Below are 18,594 nucleotides of genomic sequence, written 5' to 3'. Positions count from 1 at the left end.
ACGCCGATCCATTCACCGTATCGAAGGAAGCAGCCATGTCGAATTCCACCGTTGTCGTCGTGACCGGCGTGTCGTCGGGCATCGGGCGCGTTGCCGCGGAACGATTCGCCAAACGCGGGTGCCGCGTGTTCGGCACCGTGCGCAGCATTGCGAGAACGGCGCCCGTCGCCGGCGTCGAGTTGATCGAGATGGACGTGCGTGACGACGCGTCCGTTCAATCGGGTATCCAAGCGATCATCGATCGCGCGGCGCGTATCGACGTGCTCGTGAACAATGCGGGCATGAGCCTGATCGGCGCGGTGGAGGAAACGTCGGTGGACGAGGCAGCGGCCCTGTTCGACACCAACGTATTCAGCCTCCTGCGTACGACCCATGCGGTGCTTCCGCACATGCGGGCCCGACGGCGCGGCCGGATCGTCAATGTCAGCTCGGTGCTCGGCTTCCTGCCGGCGCCTTATATGGGACTCTATTCGGCATCCAAACATGCGGTGGAGGGGTTGACCGAATCGCTCGATCACGAGGTGCGCCAGTTCGGCGTTCGCGCGACGCTGGTCGAACCGTCGTTTACACGGACCAGCCTGGACGTCAATGCGCCGCAGGCCGGCGCGCCGATCGCCGAGTACGACCGCGAGCGAACGCTTGCGTCGCGCGCCGTCGCCGACAGCGTGAAAGCCGCGCCGCACCCCGACGGAGTGGCCGCCACCATCGTCGACGCAGCGCTCGGCGCATGGCGGATGCGACGCACGCCGGCCGGCGAGGCGTCGCTGTTGCGCAAGTTGCGGCGCTTCATGCCGGCCGGCCCCGTCGATTCGAGCCTGCGGAAAAAATTCCGGCTCGGGTGACGCTGTCGGCGACGAAACGGTTCTGATGCGATCAGCGATATCGCCATGGTCAGGTTGTGATGCTTTGGATTCGCGGTATATCTGGGTGCAGCCGTCATCACCGTCTTGAGCGTCGCCACGCTCGCGACTCGCGCTCGGCCCACGGATCGAGTGCTCAGGTTGACTTTCGTCGACAGCCACACGCACCAGGGTTTTGCAACCAAAGACGGCCGTTCACCACTGAAGGTCGACCACGGCTGCAAATTCACGCTCGCCAAGCGGCTGCCGGAATTCGGGCAGCCTGCAGCTCAAACCGCGATATGTGCCAGCCGACTGCGGATGATCTCCGTCGCCTCGCTCACGATGCGCTCGACGAGTTCCTTCACGGTCGGGATATCGCGGATCAAGCCGACGACCAGGCCGCACGACCAGGCGCCCGCGTCGAGCGCGCCCTCCTTCATGATGCGCGGATACACGCCGGCGACCTCTTCGACGATATCGTCGAACCGGATATCGGCGCCGAGCGTGCGTTCCTTTTCGAGGATGCGATCGACCGCGGCATTGCGCAGCACGCGTTCGGTATTGCGCAACGGACGCATGACCAGGCGCGTGTCCAGTTCGGTCGCCGCGACCAGCGCCTGCTTCACGTTCTCGTGCACCGGCGCCTCGCGGGTCGCGATGAAGCGCGTCCCCATGTTGATGCCGTCCGCGCCCAGCGAAAGTGCCGCCACCAGCGAGCGCCCGTCCGCCATGCCGCCGGAGGCCACGAACGGAATCCTGAGCTCGTCGGCAGCGCGCGGCAGCAGGATGAAGTTCGGAATGTCGTCCTCGCCCGGATGGCCACCGCATTCGAATCCATCGACGCTCACCGCATCGCAGCCAATGGCCTCGGCCTTGAGCGCATGGCGAACCGACGTGCACTTGTGGATCACCTTGACATGCGCGTCCTTGAGCGCGGGCAGGTAGGGCTGCGGGTTGTTGCCGGCCGTTTCGACGATCTTGACGCCGCCTTCGACGATCGCCCGGATATAGCCGGGATAGTCGGGGGACGTGACTGTCGGCAGGAAGGTGAGGTTCACGCCGAACGGCTTGTCGGTCATCTCGCGGCAGCGCCGGATTTCGGCAGCCAGATCCGCCGGCGACCGCTGGGTCAGGCCGGTAATGATGCCGAGGCCGCCGGCGTTGGAGACGGCCGCCGCCAGCTCCGCGTACCCGACGTGATGCATGCCGCCCTGGATGATCGGATAGTCGATGCCGAAGAGTTCGGTGATCCTGGTTTTCATGATGTTTTCGGTTCAGGTTGAGACGAAGGCGCCTTCGCATGCCGGGAACGCGCGGCGACCGCGACGCGCGCTGCCGTACGGCCGAATCGCCGGTGCGAAACCGATGGAAACCCACGCGGCCACGCAACGGAGGCGCTCGAGCTTCCCGGGCGCCGGCCTCGTTCGCCTTCGCGCGGCCCGGACAGCATGCGATGCCGCCCCATTTGCACGGCCGCCCGCGTCGACGATCGGGTCGCCGCCCGACGCTGGCGCCAGCGGACACCGACAGTTTCCTCGCAGTACGGATTGCCGGACATTGGCTAAACTGACACATTACATGCGATATCCGACACACCATGCCCCGCGCCGCCATCCTTGCGTACGACGATTGCTACGCGTCCAGCCTGGGCGGGTTCGCCGACATCCTTCAGATTGCGAACGCGCATGTGCGGCGACAGCGAGGCGACGGCAATGCGCAGTTCGAGTGGCGGTTCGTCTCTCCGACCGGGGCGCCCGTCATGGCAAGCAACGGGCTACAGCTGAACACGGAGCCGATCCGGCCGCACGAGCAATTCGACGTGGTCTTCATTCCCAGTGCGCACTATGCGAGCGGCAAGGCGTTCGACCAATTGCTGGCACGACAATCCGCCGCATGCGACTGGCTGGTTTCGCAATGGCACGCCGGCGCCTACCTGGCGGCAAACTGCACCGGCACGTTCGTGCTGGCCAACACCGGCCTTCTGGACGGACGGCCCGCGACGACCACGTGGTGGCTGGCAGACGCGTTTCGCAGCCGGTTTCCCCGGGTCGACCTTCAGCTGGAACCAGTCGTCACCGAAGCGGACCGGCTGATCTGTGCGGGCGCGTCAGCGTCCTACCTGCTGCAGACCATCCGTGTCATCGAGCGTTTCTCCGGGGCGGTGATTGCCGCGCAGTGCGCCAAGACGATGCTGATCGACGTCAGCCAGACGAAGCAATTGCCGTATCTCCCGTTGCTGACGGAGAAGACGCATGGCGATTCGCTGGTTCACCGCGCGCAGCATTGGCTGCAGAGGCACATGACGAAGGACGTGAAGATGTCGGCGATGGCGCAGGACCTCGGCGTGAGCGAGCGCACGATCATCCGCCGCTTCAAGGCCACGCTGAATCAGTCTCCATTGCGGTATTTGCAGAGCCTGCGCATCGAAGCCGCGCGCGCTTTGCTGGAGGCGGGCGATCTCAGCCTCGAGCGGATCACGGCCCAGGTCGGGTATAGCGACACGAGCTCGTTCTGCCGACTGTTCAAGGAGAAGGTCGGACTGAGCCCGGGAGCGTATCGGGATCGCTTTCGGCCTGCGGCGGAATCGCGATGACGACCGGCCGGTAGAGGGCGGAGACCGTCCGCCTGCCAGGCGTCGCCGCCGCATCACCGCCCTTCCCCTACTCGCGATTTTCGTCTGTAGAATCAGCGTGTTAGCCGTTCACCACACGACAAAATCCTCGGCCACCGCCCCAGTGGACTCAATCCCCGCCCCGCGAGGCCCGACAGGATCGGCCGACACCCACACCCCCAAACCGGAGGGCACCATGGCGATTCACGAAGTGTTTCCCTATTTGCGCGCCAGGCGTGCGGACGACGCCATCGCGTTCTATGCGAAAGCGTTCGGCGCGCAGGAGAAATTCCGTCTCGTCGAGCCGTCGGGACGCATCGGCCACGCGGAATTGCAGCTCGGGCCATGTACGCTGATGATCTCGGACGAGTTCCCAGAATACGATATCTTCGCGCTCGACCCGGATGGCAAGGCGCCGATGTCGCTTCACCTGCACGTCGACGACGCCGACGCGACGATCGCCGCCGCAATCGCGGCCGGCGCGCAGCTGACACGCGCGATCCAGGACCAGTTCTACGGCGAGCGTTCCGGCAAGATTCGCGACCCGTTCGGCTACGATTGGCTGATCGGGCATACGATCGAAGCGGTCGAACCCGATGAAATGCAGCGGCGTTATACGGCGCTGCTGTCCGGCGATCAGCCGAAAACCTGAACGGCGCACCGCGCGCCGGCCGTTCGGGCCGCGTATCGCCGTGGCGATGTCGCGACGGCGCTGGCGATCGCCCGCGCCTAGACGCGTGGCGAACCGTCCGCCCGTTTTCATCACGGCTTACTCGACGTTGTCCGACACATCCGTCATGCGGATCATGTGCGGCCTCACGCCGTCGTCGATGGCCACCGCCTCCTTCGGATGGATCAGCGCCTCGAGCCGCGCCTTCGTCGCGATGAACTCGGGCGTATTGACCTGCGCATAGTCGCGCGGCCGTGGCACGGGCACCTCGATCAGTTCCTGCACCGCCCCCGGGTTCGCCTTCAGCACGAGAATCCGGTCTGCCAGAAAGATCGCCTCGTCGAGATCGTGCGTGATGAACAGGATCGTCACGTCGATGTTGCGCCAGATGTCGAGCAGGTGCGTCTGCATCCGCGCCCGCGTCTGCGCGTCGAGCGCGCCGAACGGCTCGTCCATCAGCAGGATGCGCGGCCGGTTCGCGAGCGCGCGGGCAATCGCCACGCGCTGCTTCATCCCGCCCGACAACTGGTGCGGATAGACATCCGCGAAACGCGTCAGCCCGACCAGATCGAGCCACTGCAGCGCTTCGCGCTCGGCCTGGCCGCTGCTGCTTCCGTTCATCCGGAGTCCGAACATCACGTTCTTCTTCACGGTGAGCCACGGAAACAGCGTATAGCCCTGGAACACCATCCCGCGATCGGCGCCCGGCCCCTGCACGGGCTTGCCGTCGAGCAGCACCTCGCCGCTCGTCTGTGCGTCGAGCCCGGCCAGGATGCGGATCAGCGTCGACTTGCCGCAGCCGGACGGGCCGATCACGCACACGAATTCGCGCCGGTAGGTACGGAAACTGATGTCGTCAAGTGCGGTGCACTCGCCCTGCGGTGTCGCGAAACGCTTGCCGACATGACGCACGTCGAGTATCACGTCGCGGGTTTTCAGGCGCGCGAAGCGCTCGCGCACCGCGTCGGACTGCATCAGGTAATCGGGAACGGCTTGCGGGTTCTGCATGATGGTCTCCGCGGAAATCGGTCGATGGGTGGGCGTCAACGGGCGTCACGCGTTCAGCGTGCGATCCCACGGAAACAGCCGGCGGCCGAGCAGCCCGAGCACGATGTCGGTGCCGAGGCCGATGATCCCGATCATCAGGATCGCCGCATACACGTTGTCGAAATGCTGGTAGCGCGCCTGCTGGCTGATGTACCAGGTGATGCCCGAGCTCGTGCCGACGAGTTCGGCGACGATCAGGTAGGTCCACGCCCAGCCGAGCAGGATGCGCTGGTCGCGATACAGGTCCGGCAGCACGCCGGGAATCACGACGTGCGTGAGCAGCTTCAGCTTCTTCGTGCCGAGTGTCATCGCGGCCTCGAACAGCCCGTACTCGAGCTTGCGCGTCGTGTTCGCGATGATCAGCACCTGCTGGAACAGCGTCCCGATCACGATGATCGCGACCTTCGGCGCATCGTAGATGCCGAGGATCGCGACCATCAGCGCGCCGAACGCCGGTGCGGGCAGGTAGCGGAAGAACTCCAGGAACGGTTCCTGCAGCCGCGCGAGCACGCTGAAGGTGCCGCAGACGATGCCGAGCGGCACGCCGATCGCGGACGAGATCACGAAGCCCCAGAAGATGATCCGGATGCTGTGCCACAGGCTCTCGTGCAGCCACACGCCGTCGCGGGATGCCGGCGGGGTCGTGAACGCCGTGTAGAACGCGCGCAGCACCTGGTGCGGCGCGGGCAGGTACACCGGGTTCGCGCGCACGCCTTCGGGCACGGCCGCGTGGGTCGCTCGCGCATGGGCGAGTTCGTCGTCGAACACGTCGCGATCGATCTGCATGCCGGTCTGGAAATAGTCGACGCTACCCGGATTCGTGACGCGCATTTGCGGATGCCAGATGAACGGCACATAGCTGATCAGGCACCAGACGGCGAATGGCAGCAGGAAGGAGGCCACGCCGAGCGTCCATTTTCCGCGGGTCGTCAGCTCGCGGCGCACGGCAAGCCATCCGGTCGTGTTGCGGGTCATTGGCATGAAAATCTCCGTATCGTTTCAGGTGCCGGTCGCGCGCATGCCGGAGCGCCGCGCGACCGGACGTTCATTGCAATGCGCGTGCGCCGGTCGCGGCGCTCGCACGGTAGGCACGCCAGCCGCCGAAGTGCGTGATGTCCTGCGCGCCGGCCAGCGCCGCGCTTTCGCACAGGAAACCCTGGACCCGAGCGCCGTCCGCGAGCGCCAGCGTGCCGATGCCGAGCGGGCCGCCAATGCCGGCGACGAAGCTGCCGTAAGCGTCGACCGGCATCTCCCAGAGCTCGACCGCGATCGACGCGCCGCCGTCCGGCACACGCACGAGGCCCGGCTTGGCGACGCCGCCGGATGCCGCCGCGGACAGCGCGTAGAGACGATAGGCGGGCGCCGTCGTCGTCGCGGCGACGAAATGCCCGCCTCGCTGGGTGAGCTGCCAGTTGAGCGGCTCACCGCGCAGATGCGCGCCGACGACAGCCACGCGCACGACGCCGGATGACGCGCCGGGCACCGGTGCTGTTGTTGCACCCGTGTCGCCGGCGACGTCCGTCTGCAGGCCGCCACCCTCGCCGCGGCCACGTTCCTCCGCGTCACCCCACGCCTGCGCAAGATCAAGCAGCCGCGCGTCGTCGTGCGCTCGCCCGACGAACGTGATGCCGAACGGCAGCCCGGCATGCCGCCCGGTTTCGCAGCGACCGGCGGGCACCGCGATCGCCGACAGGTCGAGCAGGTTGACGAAGTTCGTGTAGTACCCAAAACGCGAATTGACGCCGATCGGGTCGGCTTCGAGTTCGCCGATGGTCGCTGTCGTCGCCGAAGTCGGCATGACGATCGCGTCCAGTCCGTCCCATGCGCGACCGGCCTCGACGCGCAATGTCGCGAGCGTGTCGAATGCGGCGAACGCATCGGCCGCGCTGAAGCGCGCCGCGCCACCGACGATTTCGCGAATCACCGGATGTAGCGCGTCCGGTTCCCGCGCGGCGAACGCGCCGATCGCGGCGAGCCGTTCGGCGACCCACGGGCCTTCGTACAGCAGCCGCGCGGCAGCCAGGAACGCGCTGAAATCGATCTCGACGATCCGCGCCCCGGTCGCACGCAAGCGTTCGAGCGCGGCGCGCCAAGCCGCGCCATACGACTCGTCACCGAAGAATTGCAGCTGATCGGCGCGCGGCGTACCGAAGCGCAACTGCCCGAACGGTCGCGCCGGTTGCGCGCGGAGCCCGTCCGCGCCCAGCAGCGGTTGCCATACGCGTCCGTACGGATCGCCGTCGGTCACGCCGTGCGCGGCGGCGAACACCGTGCGCGCGTCGGCCGCCGACTGCGCGAACACCGACACGCAATCGAGCGACCGGCAGGCCGGCACGACACCGAGCGTGCTCAATACGCCCTTGGTCGGCTTGAGCCCGACGAGCCCGTGGAACGCGGCCGGCACGCGCCCGGAGCCGGCCGTGTCGGTACCCAGCGAGAACGACGCGACGCCGAGCGCCACGGCCACCGCCGACCCGGAGCTCGACCCGCCCGATGCATAACGCGGATCGAGCGCATTGCGGCACGCGCCATACGGCGAGCGCTGGCCCGACAACCCGGTCGCGAACTGGTCCAGGTTGGTCTTGCCGATCGGGATCGCGCCGGCCGCGATCAGCTGCTCGACGACGGGCGCGCTGCGCGCCGGCGTGTACGCGTAGGCCGGGCAGGCTGCCGTCGTCGGGATGCCGGCGAGGTCGATGTTGTCCTTGATCGCGAACGGCACGCCGTACAGCGGCAATGACGCGAGCTCGCGCCCGGCCAGCGCGTCGGCGTAGGCCGTCATCTCGCCATGCGTCAGCGGCCGGATCCACGCATGATGCGGATCGCCCGCGGCGAAATGCGCGGCGATCGCGTCAACGAGCGCGTGCGGCGTCAGGTCGCCCGCCGCATAGCGTGCACGCAGCGCGGCGATCGAGCTGGCGCCCGGCAGGATCGAACGTTCCGTCGTGCTCATGCGACCTCCTCGGCGGCGCCCGCCTTCATCACCATCAGCCGCTGGCCGGCCACCACCGCCGCGCCCGGCGCGCAATCGATCGTCTCGATCGTGCCGTCTTCCGTCGCCGTCACCGCGACCTCCATCTTCATCGACTCGACGATCGCGACGACCTGCCCTTCGGTCACGCGCTCACCGGCTTCGACCAGCACCTTCCATACGCTGCCCGACACGTCCGCGGCAATCGCGCGCTGCGTGTCGGCGAGCGCGCCGGCCTCCCGCGCGGCATCCGCGTCGCCCTGCACCGCGTCGCCGACGTATTCGGCATGCCCAGCTACCCGCCACCGTTCGCGCTCCGCTTCGAACGCCGTTTGCTGCGATGTCTTGAACGCGGCGATCGAATCGGCCTCGTCGCGCAGGAAACGGTTGTATGCACCGAGGTCGAACACCGATTCCTCGATCTTCAGCCCGGCGCGCCCCGCGACGAAATCCGCGCGCAGTTCCGCCAGTTCCGCCTCGCTGACTTCGTAGAAGCGAATCTCGTCGAAGAAGCGCAGCAGCCACGGCTTGCCGGCTTCGAACTCGCGGGTGGTGCGGTGGCGGTTCCACATCTGGACGGTGCGGCCGACAAACTGGTACCCGCCCGGCCCCTCCATCCCGTACACGCACAGATACGCGCCGCCGATGCCGACCGCGTTCTCCGGCGTCCAGGTGCGCGCGGGGTTGTATTTCGTGGTGACGAGCCGGTGGCGCGGATCGATCGGCGTCGCGACCGGCGCACCGAGGTACACGTCGCCGAGCCCCATCACGAGATAACGCGCGTCGAACACGATGCGCTTCACGTCGTCGATGCCGGCCAGGCCGTTGATCCGCCTGATGAACTCGATATTGCTCGGGCACCACGGCGCGTCGGGCCGCACCGACTGCATGTAGCGCTCGATCGCGACCCGCGTCGACGGGTCGTCCCACGACAGCGGCAGATGCACGATGCGGTTCGGCACGCGCATGTCGGCGACTTCCGGCAGTTCGCGCTCGGCCGCCTGCAGATGCGCGAGCAGCGTGTCGAGCGGCAAGGTCCGCGCGTCGAACTGCACCTGCAGCGAACGGATGCCCGGCGTCAGGTCGAGCATGCCGGGCAGACGGTGCGCGTCGAGCCAGCACATCAGCGCATGCACGCGAAAACGCAGGTTCAGGTCGAGCACGAGCGGCCCGTATTCCACCAGCACGTTGCGGTCGCCCGAGCGCCGGTAGACGACGCCGAGGCCGCCGCCGGCCGCCGGGTCGCGATGCAGCACGCAGTCGTCCGGCACGCCGGTGGGTGCCGGGCGCGCAACCACCGTGTCGGCGGAAAGCTTGGTCGACACACGGGCGCGCACGAACTGCACCGTATCGCCCGGCCGCAGTTGCCCGAGCTTCCACAATTCGTCGTGCACGACCGTCACCGGACACACGAAGCCGCCGAGGCTCGGGCCGTCCGGGCCCAGGATCACCGGCATGTCGCCGGTGAAATCGACCGCGCCGATCGCGTACGCGTTGTCGTGGATGTTCGACGGATGCAGGCCGGCTTCGCCGCCGTCCGCGCGTGCCCACTGCGGCTTCGGGCCGATCAGCCGGATGCCGGTGCGGCTCGAGTTGTAATGGACCGTCCACTGCGTGCCGTACAGCATCGCGATGTCGTCCGGCGTGAAGAAATCCGGCGCACCGTGCGGGCCGTCGAGCACGCCGAGCGTCCAGGCGTGCGTCAGCGCGGGGATGTCCGCCGCGGCCAGCATGGCGCCCGCGTCGCCGCGCCCGGCTTCCGCGTCCAGATGCAGCACGTCGCCCTTGCGCAGCGCACGGCCTGCATGGCCGCCGAACTGGCCGAGCGTGAAGGTCGCCTTGCTGCCGAGATAGTCGGGCACCTGCAGCCCGCCTTTCACGGCCAGGCACGCGCGCACGCCGGCGCCCGTCACGCCGCCCAGCTTCAGCACCGCGCCGGGCCGCGCGCGCAGCACCTGCCAGAACGGCGCAGGTGCGCCATCGAGCGATGCCGCGAGCGGTGCGCCGCCGAGCACGAAGAGCGTGTCGGCGTTGAAGCGCAGCGTCGCGCCGACCATCGTGAATTCCAGCCCCGCCGCGTCGCGCGCGTTGCCGAGCAGCGTGTTCGCAAGCGCGAACGCGCGATCGTCCATCGGCCCGGACGGCGGCACGCCGACGTTCCAGTAGCCGATGCGCCCGGGCGCCTGCTGCACGGTGGTCTGCACGCCGCCGTCGAGCACGTCGATCGTGTGCGGTGCGAACGCGAAGCGCGACAGGAAGGCGGTCGTCGACGCGCCGCGCGCGAACGTGTCCGAACCGGCAATCGCGCGCAGATAGTCGAGGTTGGTTTCGATGCCGTACAGTTCCGTGCGCGCCAGTGCGCGCTGCAGCGCGGCCAGCGCGTCGCGGCGCGTCTCGCCATGCACGATCAGCTTCGCGAGCAGCGGATCGTAATACGCGCTGATCTCGGTGCCCGCCTCGATCCATCCGTCGACGCGCACGTCGTCCGGAAACGCGACGTGCGTCAGCAGTCCCGCGCTCGGCAGGAACTGCTTGTGCGGATCCTCCGCATACAGCCGCACCTGGATGCTCGCGCCGCGCGGTGCAACGGCGAGCGTGTCGAGCGGCGGCAGGTCGCCCTCCGCCTGCAGGATCATCCATTCCACGAGATCGATGCCCGTCACCGCCTCGGTCACGCAATGCTCGACCTGCAGCCGCGTGTTCACCTCGAGGAAATAGAACTGGCGCGTCGTCGCGTCGAACACGAACTCGACCGTGCCGGCCGACGCATAGCCGACCGCACGGGCAAGCCGCACCGCGCTCGCGTGCAACGCGGCACGCTCTTCAGCGGTCAGGCCCGGTGCAGGCGTTTCCTCGATCACTTTCTGGTTGCGGCGCTGCACCGAGCAATCGCGCTCGCCGAGCGCGATCGCATCGCCACGGCCGTCGCCGAAGATCTGCACTTCGATGTGCCGCGCGTGCTCGACGAACTTCTCGAGATACACGCCCGCATGCGCGAAGTTCGCGGCGCCGAGCCGCACGACGGAATCGAACGCCGCTTCGAGCTGCGCGGCGTCGCGACACAGGGACATGCCGATCCCGCCGCCGCCCGCGGTGCTTTTCAGCATCACCGGATAGCCGATTGCGTCGGCTTCCGCGAGCGCCGTCCGTGCATCGTCGAGCAGGCCCGTGCCCGGCAGCAGCGCGACGCCCTGCGCGGCGGCGAGTTCGCGCGCGGTGTGCTTGAGCCCGAACGCGCGCATCTGGTCGCCGCGCGGCCCGATGAAGCGCAGGCCCGCGGCTTCGCATGCGTCGGCGAAACCGGCGTGCTCGGACAGGAAGCCGTAGCCGGGATGCACGGCTTGCGCGCCCGTCTCGCGTGCGGCGGCGAGAATCGCCGCGACGTTCAGGTAGCTGTCCGCCGCCGGCGCGGGGCCGACCCGCACGGCTTCGTCGGCGAGCGCCACATGGCGCGCATCGCGATCGGCGTCGGAGTAGATCGCGACTGACGCGATTCCGAGCCGCTTCAGCGTGCGGATCACGCGGCACGCGATTTCGCCGCGGTTCGCGACGAGGACTTTCGTGAATCTCATGTTGCCTCCCGCCGGGCCGCCCCAAGGGGCGTAGCGGGGAATTCGCGGAGCATCGCTCCGCGCCCGCGCAGCCGGCCGGCTTTGCAAAGCCGGCCGTGGACGGCAACCGCCCCCTTGGGGGGCAGCGAACAATAGTGAGCGTGGGGGTCGTTCATTCAGCCTCCCAGATCGTGAGGCGCACCGGCGTCGGGTTGTACCCGTTGCACGGATTGTTGAGCTGCGGGCAGTTCGAGATCAGCACCGTGACGTCCATCTCCGCGCGCATCTCGACGTACTTGCCCGGTGCGGAAATGCCGTCCTCGAAGGTCAGCCCGCCGAGCGGCGTGACGGGCACGTTCATGAAGAAGTTGACGTTGCCGACCAGGTCGCGCTTGGTGAGCCGCGCGCCCGCGCCGCACGTGCAGTGCGTGATCGCGTTGAGGAAGCTGTCGCGGCAGTTGTGCATGTGCCGCTTGTCGAGCGCATAGCGCACGGTGTTGCTCTCGGCCGCGCACGCGCCGCCGAGCGTGTCGTGGCGGCCGCAGGTATCGGCGACGATCGTCACCATCGGGTTGCCCCGGCTCGACAGCAGCACGCTGCCCGCGCTCAGGTACAGGTTGCGCTGGGCGCGGATGGTGTCCTGCGCGCTGTAGCGCTCCTCGGGGTCGTCGGACCGGTAGAACAGCGTGTCGACGGCCTGGTTGCCTTCGAGGTCGAGGATGCGGAAGACCTGCCCGCGCTTCAGGTCGTGCAGCCACGGTTCGCCCGCGTTCAATGTGGTGTCGTGAATGGCATCGCGCGGGTCGAGACGGCTTTCGATGATCGGCATGGCTCGGCGCTCCTTACGCAAACAGGCGATCGGTGTTGGCGAAGCCGCGCACGTTCTCGGCGCACGCGCGGCGGCACGGGTCGTCTTCGGGCGCGGCCCCGTCTGCCGGATACGCGCGGTACGCGATCAGCTTCACGGCCTTCGGCGCGTAGTCGGGGTGCGGATCGAGCGGATGCGGCGCGGTCGAGAACGCCGCCAGCGTGTTCATCTCGAAGCGCAGGTCGACGGTGCTGCCGGCCGGCGAATGTCCGGCGACGAAATCGAGCGCGCCGTCGTCGCGCGTGTCGAGCTTGCTGAAGAAATTGACGTTCGCGACGAGGTCGCGCGCCGACAGCCCGTATTTCGCGAGTTCGAGCACGAGGCTGTCCCGGCCATTGCGGATCATCGCGTTGCGATCGGCCTGGTAAGACGTCGTGCCGTACTTGTGCGCGAACAGCCGCGCATCGCCGACGCCGCCGAGCGGGTCGTGCCAGCCGAGCGTGTCGGCCGTGATCGACGCGATCACACGCCCCATGTCGGTGTACAGCGCATGGCCGCGGGTGAGATGCGCGGTGTGCTGCGCCTTCAGCGTGTCGGCCATGTTGTAGCGTTCGAGCGGATCTTCCTGGCGATGAAACACGGCGGACAGATTCGCACCGCCGTCGACATCGACGACACGCAGCGCGAGACCGCGGCGCAGGATGCCGGACCAATGGGTTCCGGCGGGAATGAGCGTTTCCCACACGACGTGTGGCGGCGGGGCAAGGACGGCTTGGGGGCGCGGCGACATGGCGGCTCCGTGGTCGGTTGGACAAAAGGCGTGAGAGGGCGACCGAACGACATCGCGACCTCCCGGGCTTTTATCCCTCCGTGGAGCCTCGCCGTTTCCTCGAAGCGAGGAGAAGACAAGACCGGATTGCTCTCGGACCAGCCATCGCGCGGCGCGAACGCCGCACGACCGGAACCCTAGCGATCCTGAAGATGATGCAAATTGCTTCGCACCTCTCGGGCACGGAATAAGCGAGTTGCGTGCCAGCGTGCGAGGAATCGCCGTGCCACGCGGCTTTCCGGCGTGCGCGCGCTGACGGACACCGCACCGGATGCGGATCGCCGCCCTCGCGGCGGGCGTGCCGCGCACCATGCGAACGCGCGGCCGCACCGGCGCAGTGCGCGCCGAGCCGGCCTGCACGACACGACCGGCGATGGCATGGGCATTGCTCGATGCATGCACCTTCACTCGATACGCGACACCTCATGAACAAGCTCGACCTGCTCCGGCGCGCGCTGAGCGCGCTCTTCTCCGCCCGCTTCATCGAACTGCAGCGCAGGTCGCGCCGCCCCTGAGCCGCCCCGCCGCGTGCCGTTGGCACGCTTCTCGCTCGGCATGACGCCGAGAGGTGCGGCGGCGTCGCATCTTAGGGGTGCTAGGGTTCCGGTTCATCGAACGTCTGGTCCGAGAGCAGCCCGGCGCGGGTGCGTCCGATCGCGAGACCGGACGCGCACGCGCTACACGGCGGGACAAAAGCCCGGGAGATTGGCGATGGCAACGGCCGTCGCGCCTCTCCGTGGCCGCTTCATTCGTTCCGCATCCGCAGGAACCGGCCACGCGGCCGGACCGCGCACGAGCACGGTCCGTATCGACGATCCCGATCCCGGTCTCCTGGAGAAAACGATGACCCGCCCCGCCCTGGTGCTCCGCCGCCTGCTGTCCCGCCGTTCCGTCCGTCATGCCTTGGGCGCCGCCGCCGCGGCCGCCACGCTCCTCATGACGCCCGCCGCGCACGCGGCAGCGCCGCTCAAGATCGGCTACAGCGACTGGCCCGGCTGGGTCGCGTTCCAGGTCGCACTCGACAAAGGCTGGTTCAAGGAAGCCGGTGTCGACGTCGATTTCGAATGGTTCGATTACTCGGCATCGCTCGACGCGTTTTCGGCAGGCAAGCTCGACGCGGTCGCGGCGACGAACGGCGACGCGCTCGTCACGGGCTCGGCCGGCGCGAAGAACGTGATGATCCTGCTCACCGACTATTCCGCCGGCAACGACATGATCGTCGCCAAGCCGCCGCTGCGCAGCGTCGAGGCGCTGAAGGGCAAGAAGGTCGGCGTCGAACTCGGCCTCGTCGATCACCTGCTGCTCGAAACCGCGCTGCAGAAGCACGGGCTGAAGGACGGCGACGTGACGCTCGTGAATGCGAAAACCAACGAACTGCCCCAAGTGCTCGGCTCGTCGACGGACATCGCCGCGGTGGCCGCCTGGCAGCCGAACGCGGGCGAGGCGTTGAAGCGCGCACCGGGCGCACGTGCGATCTTCACGTCGGCGGACGCGCCGGGGCTGATCTACGACGCGATTACGGTCGCGCCGGCCAGCCTCGCCGCGCGCCGCGCCGACTGGGCCAAGGTGATCAAGGTCTGGTACCGCTGCGTCGCCTACATCAACGATCCGAAAACGCAGGCCGACGCGGTCCGGATCATGTCCGCACGCGTCGGGCTTGCGCCGGAGCAATACCTCCCGCTGCTGAAGGGGACGCACCTGCTCGACGAAGCCGCCGCGAAGCGCGCGTTCCGCAAGGGCGACGGGCTCGACTCGATCTACGGCTCGACGCGCAACGCGAATGCGTTCAACGTGCGCAACGGCGTATACAAGCAGTCGCAGGACATCGACGCGTATATCGATCCGCGCCTCGTGATGCCGCATTGACGGGCGCGGGGCCGGGCTTCGTGCGCCGGCCCCTCGCGCACACTCCCCCCCACATCGCGGTCGCGTCAATACGCGGCCGCCGCTTGACCCTCTCTGCGCCCCCACTTCGCCGCGATTCCACGCGATTTTGCAGAGGACCTTTCCTGTGCAACGCCTTAATCGACCGCCATACGATCTCCAATAATGGCCGCTCGATCCGCCGGCCGCCGGGCCGGAAAAACGATAAAAACTCCTATGCATTCCTACAAGATGAACCAGCACGCCAGCACTCGACTCGCGGGGACCGCCATTGCCAGCTGCCTGACCGCCCTCGCATCGGGCGGGGTACACGCACAGAGCAGCGTGACGCTGTACGGCCTGATCGACACGTCGATCACCTATGCGACCAACCAGCGCACGCACGGCGCCGGCTCGCCGGGCAGCGGTGCCGTCGCGATGACGAGCGGCGCACTGAACGCGTCGCGCTGGGGGCTGCGCGGCCGCGAGGATCTGGGCGGCGGGACGGCCGCGGTCTTCACGCTCGAGAACGGCTTCTCGGGCACCACCGGCGCACTGTCGCAGAAAGGCGTCGACCTGTTCGGCCGCCAGGCATGGATCGGCCTGAGCTCGAAAACGGCCGGCACGCTCACGTTCGGCCGCCAGTACGACCTGATCCTCGATTTCGTGACGCCGCTCGGCGCGTCCGGCCCCGGCTGGGGCGGCAACCTCGCGGTGCATCCGTACGACAACGACGATTCGAACCGCAACCTCCGCATCAACCACGCGGTGAAGTACACGAGCCCGACGTACCGCGGGCTGACGTTCGGCGCGATGTTCGGGTTCTCGAACACGGCCGGACAGTTCTCCAATAACGCGGCATGGAGCACGGGCGTGTCGTACGCGAACGGGCCGCTGAAGCTCGGCGCCGGCTACCTGAAGATCAGCCGCGACCGCAATGCGCCGAACCCGAACGGCGCGCTCAGCACGGTCGACGGCTCGGCGACGATCACCGGCGGCAACCAGCAGATCTGGGCCGCGGCCGGCCGCTATGCATTCGGGCCGCATTCGGTCGGCGCCGCGTGGTCGCACTCGACCACCGACGGCGTGACGGGCGTGCTCCAGGGCGGCGGCATCGCGCCGCTGAAGGGCGAATCGCTGGTGTTCGACAACTTCTCGATCGACGGGCGCTACGTCGTCACGCGGGCGTTGAGCCTCTCGGCCGCCTACACGTACACGATGGGCCGCTTCGACACGCGCACCGGCCAGACGCGCCCGAAATGGAACCAGGTCGTGGCGCAGGCCGACTATGCGCTGTCGAAGCGCACCGATGCGTATCTCGAAGGCGTCTACCAGAGCGTGAGCGGCGGCAACGGCCATCCCGCATTCAACGCGACCGTCTGGACGCTGACGCCGTCGGCGAACAGCAACCAGGTCGTCGTCGCACTGGGGCTGCGGCACAAGTTCTGACGATGCAAGACGGAGCGGTGCAGCGCAACGCGGCTGCGCCGACGGACGTATCAGGCAGGCGTTCCAGCACCGCCCGATCGTCATGCCCCGAACCGAAAAGGCCGCGCCCGTGCGCGGTCTTTTCACTGTGACGACGCCCGCACGGCAGCAAGAATGCCGCCCGGACTGTCGCATCGGCGCAAAAAAATGCGGAGAAACTGGTCACGCTGTGACATTTTTCCTAATCTGTTTGCAGCGACGCCGAGATTTGGCGTTCCGGTCGCGACACTCTTTCATATGGCGCACCACCGGCTTACGAACGTGCTTCACGTCGTGCGTGCCGGGCCTTTCGCGCCATGCCGGCCGGATACGGGCGTGCCGGTCGCACGCCCCACGCGTTCAACGCAGTCAACCGCTGGAGACGAACGATGAGCAAAACGAACCGATTTGCGGTCCTGGCAACCTTCGTGCTGCTGGCCGGCTGCCACCATGCGGCGAAGACGCCCGAGAATGCCGGCACGGCGCCGACACCCTCGAGCGAAGCCGTCGCAACGGTGACGGCCGACGATCTCGATAATCCGAACAGCCCGCTCGCGAAGCGCAGCATCTACTTCGATTTCGACCAGTACTCCGTCAAGCCCGAATTCCAGTCGCTGCTGCAGGCGCATGCCGACTATCTGCGCAGCCATCCGGCGCGGCACGTGCTGATCCAGGGCAACACCGACGAACGCGGCACGTCCGAATACAACCTCGCGCTCGGCCAACGCCGTTCGCAGGCCGTGATGAGCGGGCTCGAAACGCTCGGCGTGCCGGCCACGCAACTCGAGGCGGTCAGCCTCGGCAAGGAAAAGCCGGTCGCGCTCGGCCACGACGAGGATGCGTGGGCACAGAACCGCCGCGCCGATCTCGTCTATCGTTGATCGCGGGCCGCCGCGACGGCGGCCTCCGCTTCAGGCACAGCATGGCAGCCCGCAGGCCGCAGAAGCGGCTGCGCGGCGCCGCCTGATTCGTACGATGCGCGCAAGCGATCGACACGCAGGCGGCCGATCACATACCGCTTCGCGTTCAACGCCGACGTTCGAGCCGGCGATGCAGCCAGTGCGACATCAGCGCCGACGCCACGATCGCATTGAGCGTGGCGCCCGCCGTGAGGGAGCGGGACGTGTCGCTCTTCGCCAGGCCATTCACGATTTCGACGAAGCCGAGCGCCGCGCCAGCACCGACCACCATCCCCAGCAGCACGAACCAGCGCCGCCGGATTCGCGTGCCGATCGCACCCATGATGCCGCCTGCCACGGCCGCCGGCAGGAAAAAGCCCAGCAGGAACGATCCGAAGAAGATGATCGGCACCATGCCGGCGCTGACATTCAGTCGCTCCCACGACGGGCCGTCGAGCAACGACCCCATGACCAGCGTCACGGCCGGCCAGACGAGCGAGGTGACCAGCGGGCCGCCGACGGCAAATGACACGCAGCCGAGCACGACGGAATGGGACGGACGCGACGTCGGACGTTCAACGGTGGCACTCATGTTTTTGTCGTCGGAATCGGAATGGCGGCGTGCCGGAGTGTACCAAGGCGTCGCGCAACGGCGCCGATCCAGCCCTTTCTCGCCCGATCATCGACAAAAAATCATGGAATAAGCGGCCCGCCCGAAACGTTTCATGTTCCGTCAGCACGCAGACGCGCGGTTCAAGCGAACCGGCCTTTCCAGCGTCCCGCGCGTGGCAAGGAGGCGGACATGAAATCGGCAAGGTGGGCCGCGGCGCTGATCGCCGCGCTGGTGCTCGTGCTGTCGGCGGGATGCATGTCATCGGGGAGTGGCCCTGCGCAGGGACCGGGCATGAGCCGGTATGGCGGTAGCGGCTCGGGAGGCAGCGGAGGCGGAGGCGGCAGCGGCTACTGAAGCGCCGCCGAAAAAATCGGACGACGCGTCGCGCGCGAGCACCGGAAACCGGCTGACTCCCGCGCGACG

15 protein-coding genes and 2 riboswitches are annotated in these 18,594 nt (G+C 67.8%); of the genes, 7 read left to right on the top strand and 8 right to left on the bottom strand.

The features are described from left to right. Positions 1 to 35: 35 nt before the first annotated feature. Complete coding sequence (locus tag CFB45_RS22595) at positions 36 to 842, top strand: oxidoreductase (RefSeq protein WP_089429093.1); 807 nt, start codon at positions 36 to 38, stop codon at positions 840 to 842. Between the two features lie 287 nt (positions 843 to 1,129). Here CFB45_RS22595 and CFB45_RS22590 read toward each other — a convergent pair whose 3' ends face one another. After that, a complete protein-coding gene (locus tag CFB45_RS22590; protein ID WP_089427462.1) occupies positions 1,130 to 2,104 on the bottom strand; it encodes an NAD(P)H-dependent flavin oxidoreductase in 975 nt (324 codons plus the stop codon). 335 nt (positions 2,105 to 2,439) lie between these two features. Between CFB45_RS22590 and CFB45_RS22585 the strand changes: the two genes are divergently transcribed. Together CFB45_RS22585 and CFB45_RS22580 are read left to right on the top strand one after the other, a co-directional pair. After that, positions 2,440 to 3,435, top strand: a complete 996-nt coding sequence (locus tag CFB45_RS22585; RefSeq protein WP_089427461.1) for a GlxA family transcriptional regulator — start codon at positions 2,440 to 2,442, stop codon at positions 3,433 to 3,435. 214 nt (positions 3,436 to 3,649) lie between these two features. Continuing rightward, the gene (locus tag CFB45_RS22580) at positions 3,650 to 4,105 is read left to right on the top strand and encodes a VOC family protein (RefSeq protein ID WP_089427460.1); all 456 of its coding nucleotides are present in this window, start codon (positions 3,650 to 3,652) and stop codon (positions 4,103 to 4,105) included. Between the two features lie 117 nt (positions 4,106 to 4,222). Here CFB45_RS22580 and CFB45_RS22575 read toward each other — a convergent pair whose 3' ends face one another. The 6 genes from CFB45_RS22575 to CFB45_RS22550 form a co-directional block, all read right to left on the bottom strand. Further along, complete coding sequence (locus tag CFB45_RS22575; RefSeq protein ID WP_089427459.1) at positions 4,223 to 5,131, bottom strand: ABC transporter ATP-binding protein; 909 nt, start codon at positions 5,129 to 5,131, stop codon at positions 4,223 to 4,225. A gap of 45 nt (positions 5,132 to 5,176) precedes the next feature. Further along, positions 5,177 to 6,151 carry an ABC transporter permease gene (locus CFB45_RS22570; RefSeq protein ID WP_089427458.1) on the bottom strand — a complete coding sequence of 325 codons (975 nt, stop codon included), beginning with the start codon at positions 6,149 to 6,151 and terminating at the stop codon, positions 5,177 to 5,179. Positions 6,152 to 6,215: 64 nt separating this feature from the next. Continuing rightward, the gene (atzF, locus tag CFB45_RS22565) at positions 6,216 to 8,123 is read right to left on the bottom strand and encodes an allophanate hydrolase (RefSeq protein ID WP_089427457.1); all 1,908 of its coding nucleotides are present in this window, start codon (positions 8,121 to 8,123) and stop codon (positions 6,216 to 6,218) included. Then, positions 8,120 to 11,713: an urea carboxylase gene (gene uca / locus CFB45_RS22560; RefSeq protein WP_089427456.1), complete on the bottom strand. Its 3,594-nt coding sequence runs from the start codon at positions 11,711 to 11,713 to the stop codon at positions 8,120 to 8,122. Before uca ends, atzF begins: the two co-directional genes overlap by 4 nt. A 151-nt stretch (positions 11,714 to 11,864) precedes the next feature. Beyond that, positions 11,865 to 12,521 carry an urea amidolyase associated protein UAAP2 gene (locus CFB45_RS22555; protein ID WP_039357735.1) on the bottom strand — a complete coding sequence of 219 codons (657 nt, stop codon included), beginning with the start codon at positions 12,519 to 12,521 and terminating at the stop codon, positions 11,865 to 11,867. Between the two features lie 13 nt (positions 12,522 to 12,534). After that, entirely contained in the window at positions 12,535 to 13,290 is a 756-nt protein-coding gene (locus tag CFB45_RS22550; RefSeq protein ID WP_089427455.1) for an urea amidolyase associated protein UAAP1, read from the bottom strand. A gap of 57 nt (positions 13,291 to 13,347) precedes the next feature. Continuing rightward, a riboswitch (guanidine-I (ykkC/yxkD leader) is annotated at positions 13,348 to 13,481 on the bottom strand. 432 nt (positions 13,482 to 13,913) lie between these two features. Next, positions 13,914 to 14,035, top strand: a riboswitch (guanidine-I (ykkC/yxkD leader). Between the two features lie 137 nt (positions 14,036 to 14,172). Here CFB45_RS22550 and CFB45_RS22540 point away from each other — a divergent pair. The 3 genes from CFB45_RS22540 to pal all read left to right on the top strand — a co-directional run bounded on the left by CFB45_RS22540 (position 14,173) and on the right by pal (position 17,540). Next, positions 14,173 to 15,195, top strand: coding sequence for an ABC transporter substrate-binding protein (locus CFB45_RS22540; protein ID WP_089427453.1), 1,023 nt, complete (start codon positions 14,173 to 14,175; stop codon positions 15,193 to 15,195). Between the two features lie 234 nt (positions 15,196 to 15,429). After that, positions 15,430 to 16,641, top strand: a complete 1,212-nt coding sequence (locus CFB45_RS22535; protein ID WP_089427452.1) for a porin — start codon at positions 15,430 to 15,432, stop codon at positions 16,639 to 16,641. 407 nt (positions 16,642 to 17,048) lie between these two features. After that, a complete protein-coding gene (gene pal / locus CFB45_RS22525) occupies positions 17,049 to 17,540 on the top strand; it encodes a peptidoglycan-associated lipoprotein Pal (protein WP_089427451.1) in 492 nt (163 codons plus the stop codon). Positions 17,541 to 17,685: 145 nt separating this feature from the next. Here pal and CFB45_RS22520 read toward each other — a convergent pair whose 3' ends face one another. After that, on the bottom strand, positions 17,686 to 18,102 hold the full coding sequence (locus CFB45_RS22520) for a hypothetical protein (RefSeq protein ID WP_256978302.1): 417 nt from the start codon (positions 18,100 to 18,102) through the stop codon (positions 17,686 to 17,688). 258 nt (positions 18,103 to 18,360) lie between these two features. Here CFB45_RS22520 and CFB45_RS39080 point away from each other — a divergent pair, with 258 nt between their 5' ends. Continuing rightward, positions 18,361 to 18,525: a hypothetical protein gene (locus tag CFB45_RS39080; RefSeq protein WP_179255092.1), complete on the top strand. Its 165-nt coding sequence runs from the start codon at positions 18,361 to 18,363 to the stop codon at positions 18,523 to 18,525. The last annotated feature ends 69 nt before the right edge of the window (positions 18,526 to 18,594 follow it).

It is taken from the genome of Burkholderia sp. HI2500 (assembly GCF_002223055.1).
GTDB lineage: Bacteria > Pseudomonadota > Gammaproteobacteria > Burkholderiales > Burkholderiaceae > Burkholderia.
The sequence above is the reverse complement of the archived record's forward strand: the minus strand, read 5'-3'. Positions and strand labels throughout refer to the sequence as shown.

Coding starts and splice junctions, on each gene's coding strand:
- CFB45_RS22585 (WP_089427461.1), top strand. CDS start 2,440: ATGCCCCGCGCCGCCATCCTTGCGTACGACGATTGCTACGCGTCCAGC.
- CFB45_RS39080 (WP_179255092.1), top strand. CDS start 18,361: ATGAAATCGGCAAGGTGGGCCGCGGCGCTGATCGCCGCGCTGGTGCTC.
- CFB45_RS22535 (WP_089427452.1), top strand. CDS start 15,430: ATGCATTCCTACAAGATGAACCAGCACGCCAGCACTCGACTCGCGGGG.
- CFB45_RS22550 (WP_089427455.1), bottom strand. CDS start 13,290: ATGTCGCCGCGCCCCCAAGCCGTCCTTGCCCCGCCGCCACACGTCGTG.
- uca (WP_089427456.1), bottom strand. CDS start 11,713: ATGAGATTCACGAAAGTCCTCGTCGCGAACCGCGGCGAAATCGCGTGC.
- CFB45_RS22590 (WP_089427462.1), bottom strand. CDS start 2,104: ATGAAAACCAGGATCACCGAACTCTTCGGCATCGACTATCCGATCATC.
- CFB45_RS22570 (WP_089427458.1), bottom strand. CDS start 6,151: ATGCCAATGACCCGCAACACGACCGGATGGCTTGCCGTGCGCCGCGAG.
- CFB45_RS22540 (WP_089427453.1), top strand. CDS start 14,173: ATGACCCGCCCCGCCCTGGTGCTCCGCCGCCTGCTGTCCCGCCGTTCC.
- CFB45_RS22580 (WP_089427460.1), top strand. CDS start 3,650: ATGGCGATTCACGAAGTGTTTCCCTATTTGCGCGCCAGGCGTGCGGAC.
- atzF (WP_089427457.1), bottom strand. CDS start 8,123: ATGAGCACGACGGAACGTTCGATCCTGCCGGGCGCCAGCTCGATCGCC.
- CFB45_RS22555 (WP_039357735.1), bottom strand. CDS start 12,521: ATGCCGATCATCGAAAGCCGTCTCGACCCGCGCGATGCCATTCACGAC.
- CFB45_RS22595 (WP_089429093.1), top strand. CDS start 36: ATGTCGAATTCCACCGTTGTCGTCGTGACCGGCGTGTCGTCGGGCATC.
- CFB45_RS22575 (WP_089427459.1), bottom strand. CDS start 5,131: ATGCAGAACCCGCAAGCCGTTCCCGATTACCTGATGCAGTCCGACGCG.
- pal (WP_089427451.1), top strand. CDS start 17,049: ATGAGCAAAACGAACCGATTTGCGGTCCTGGCAACCTTCGTGCTGCTG.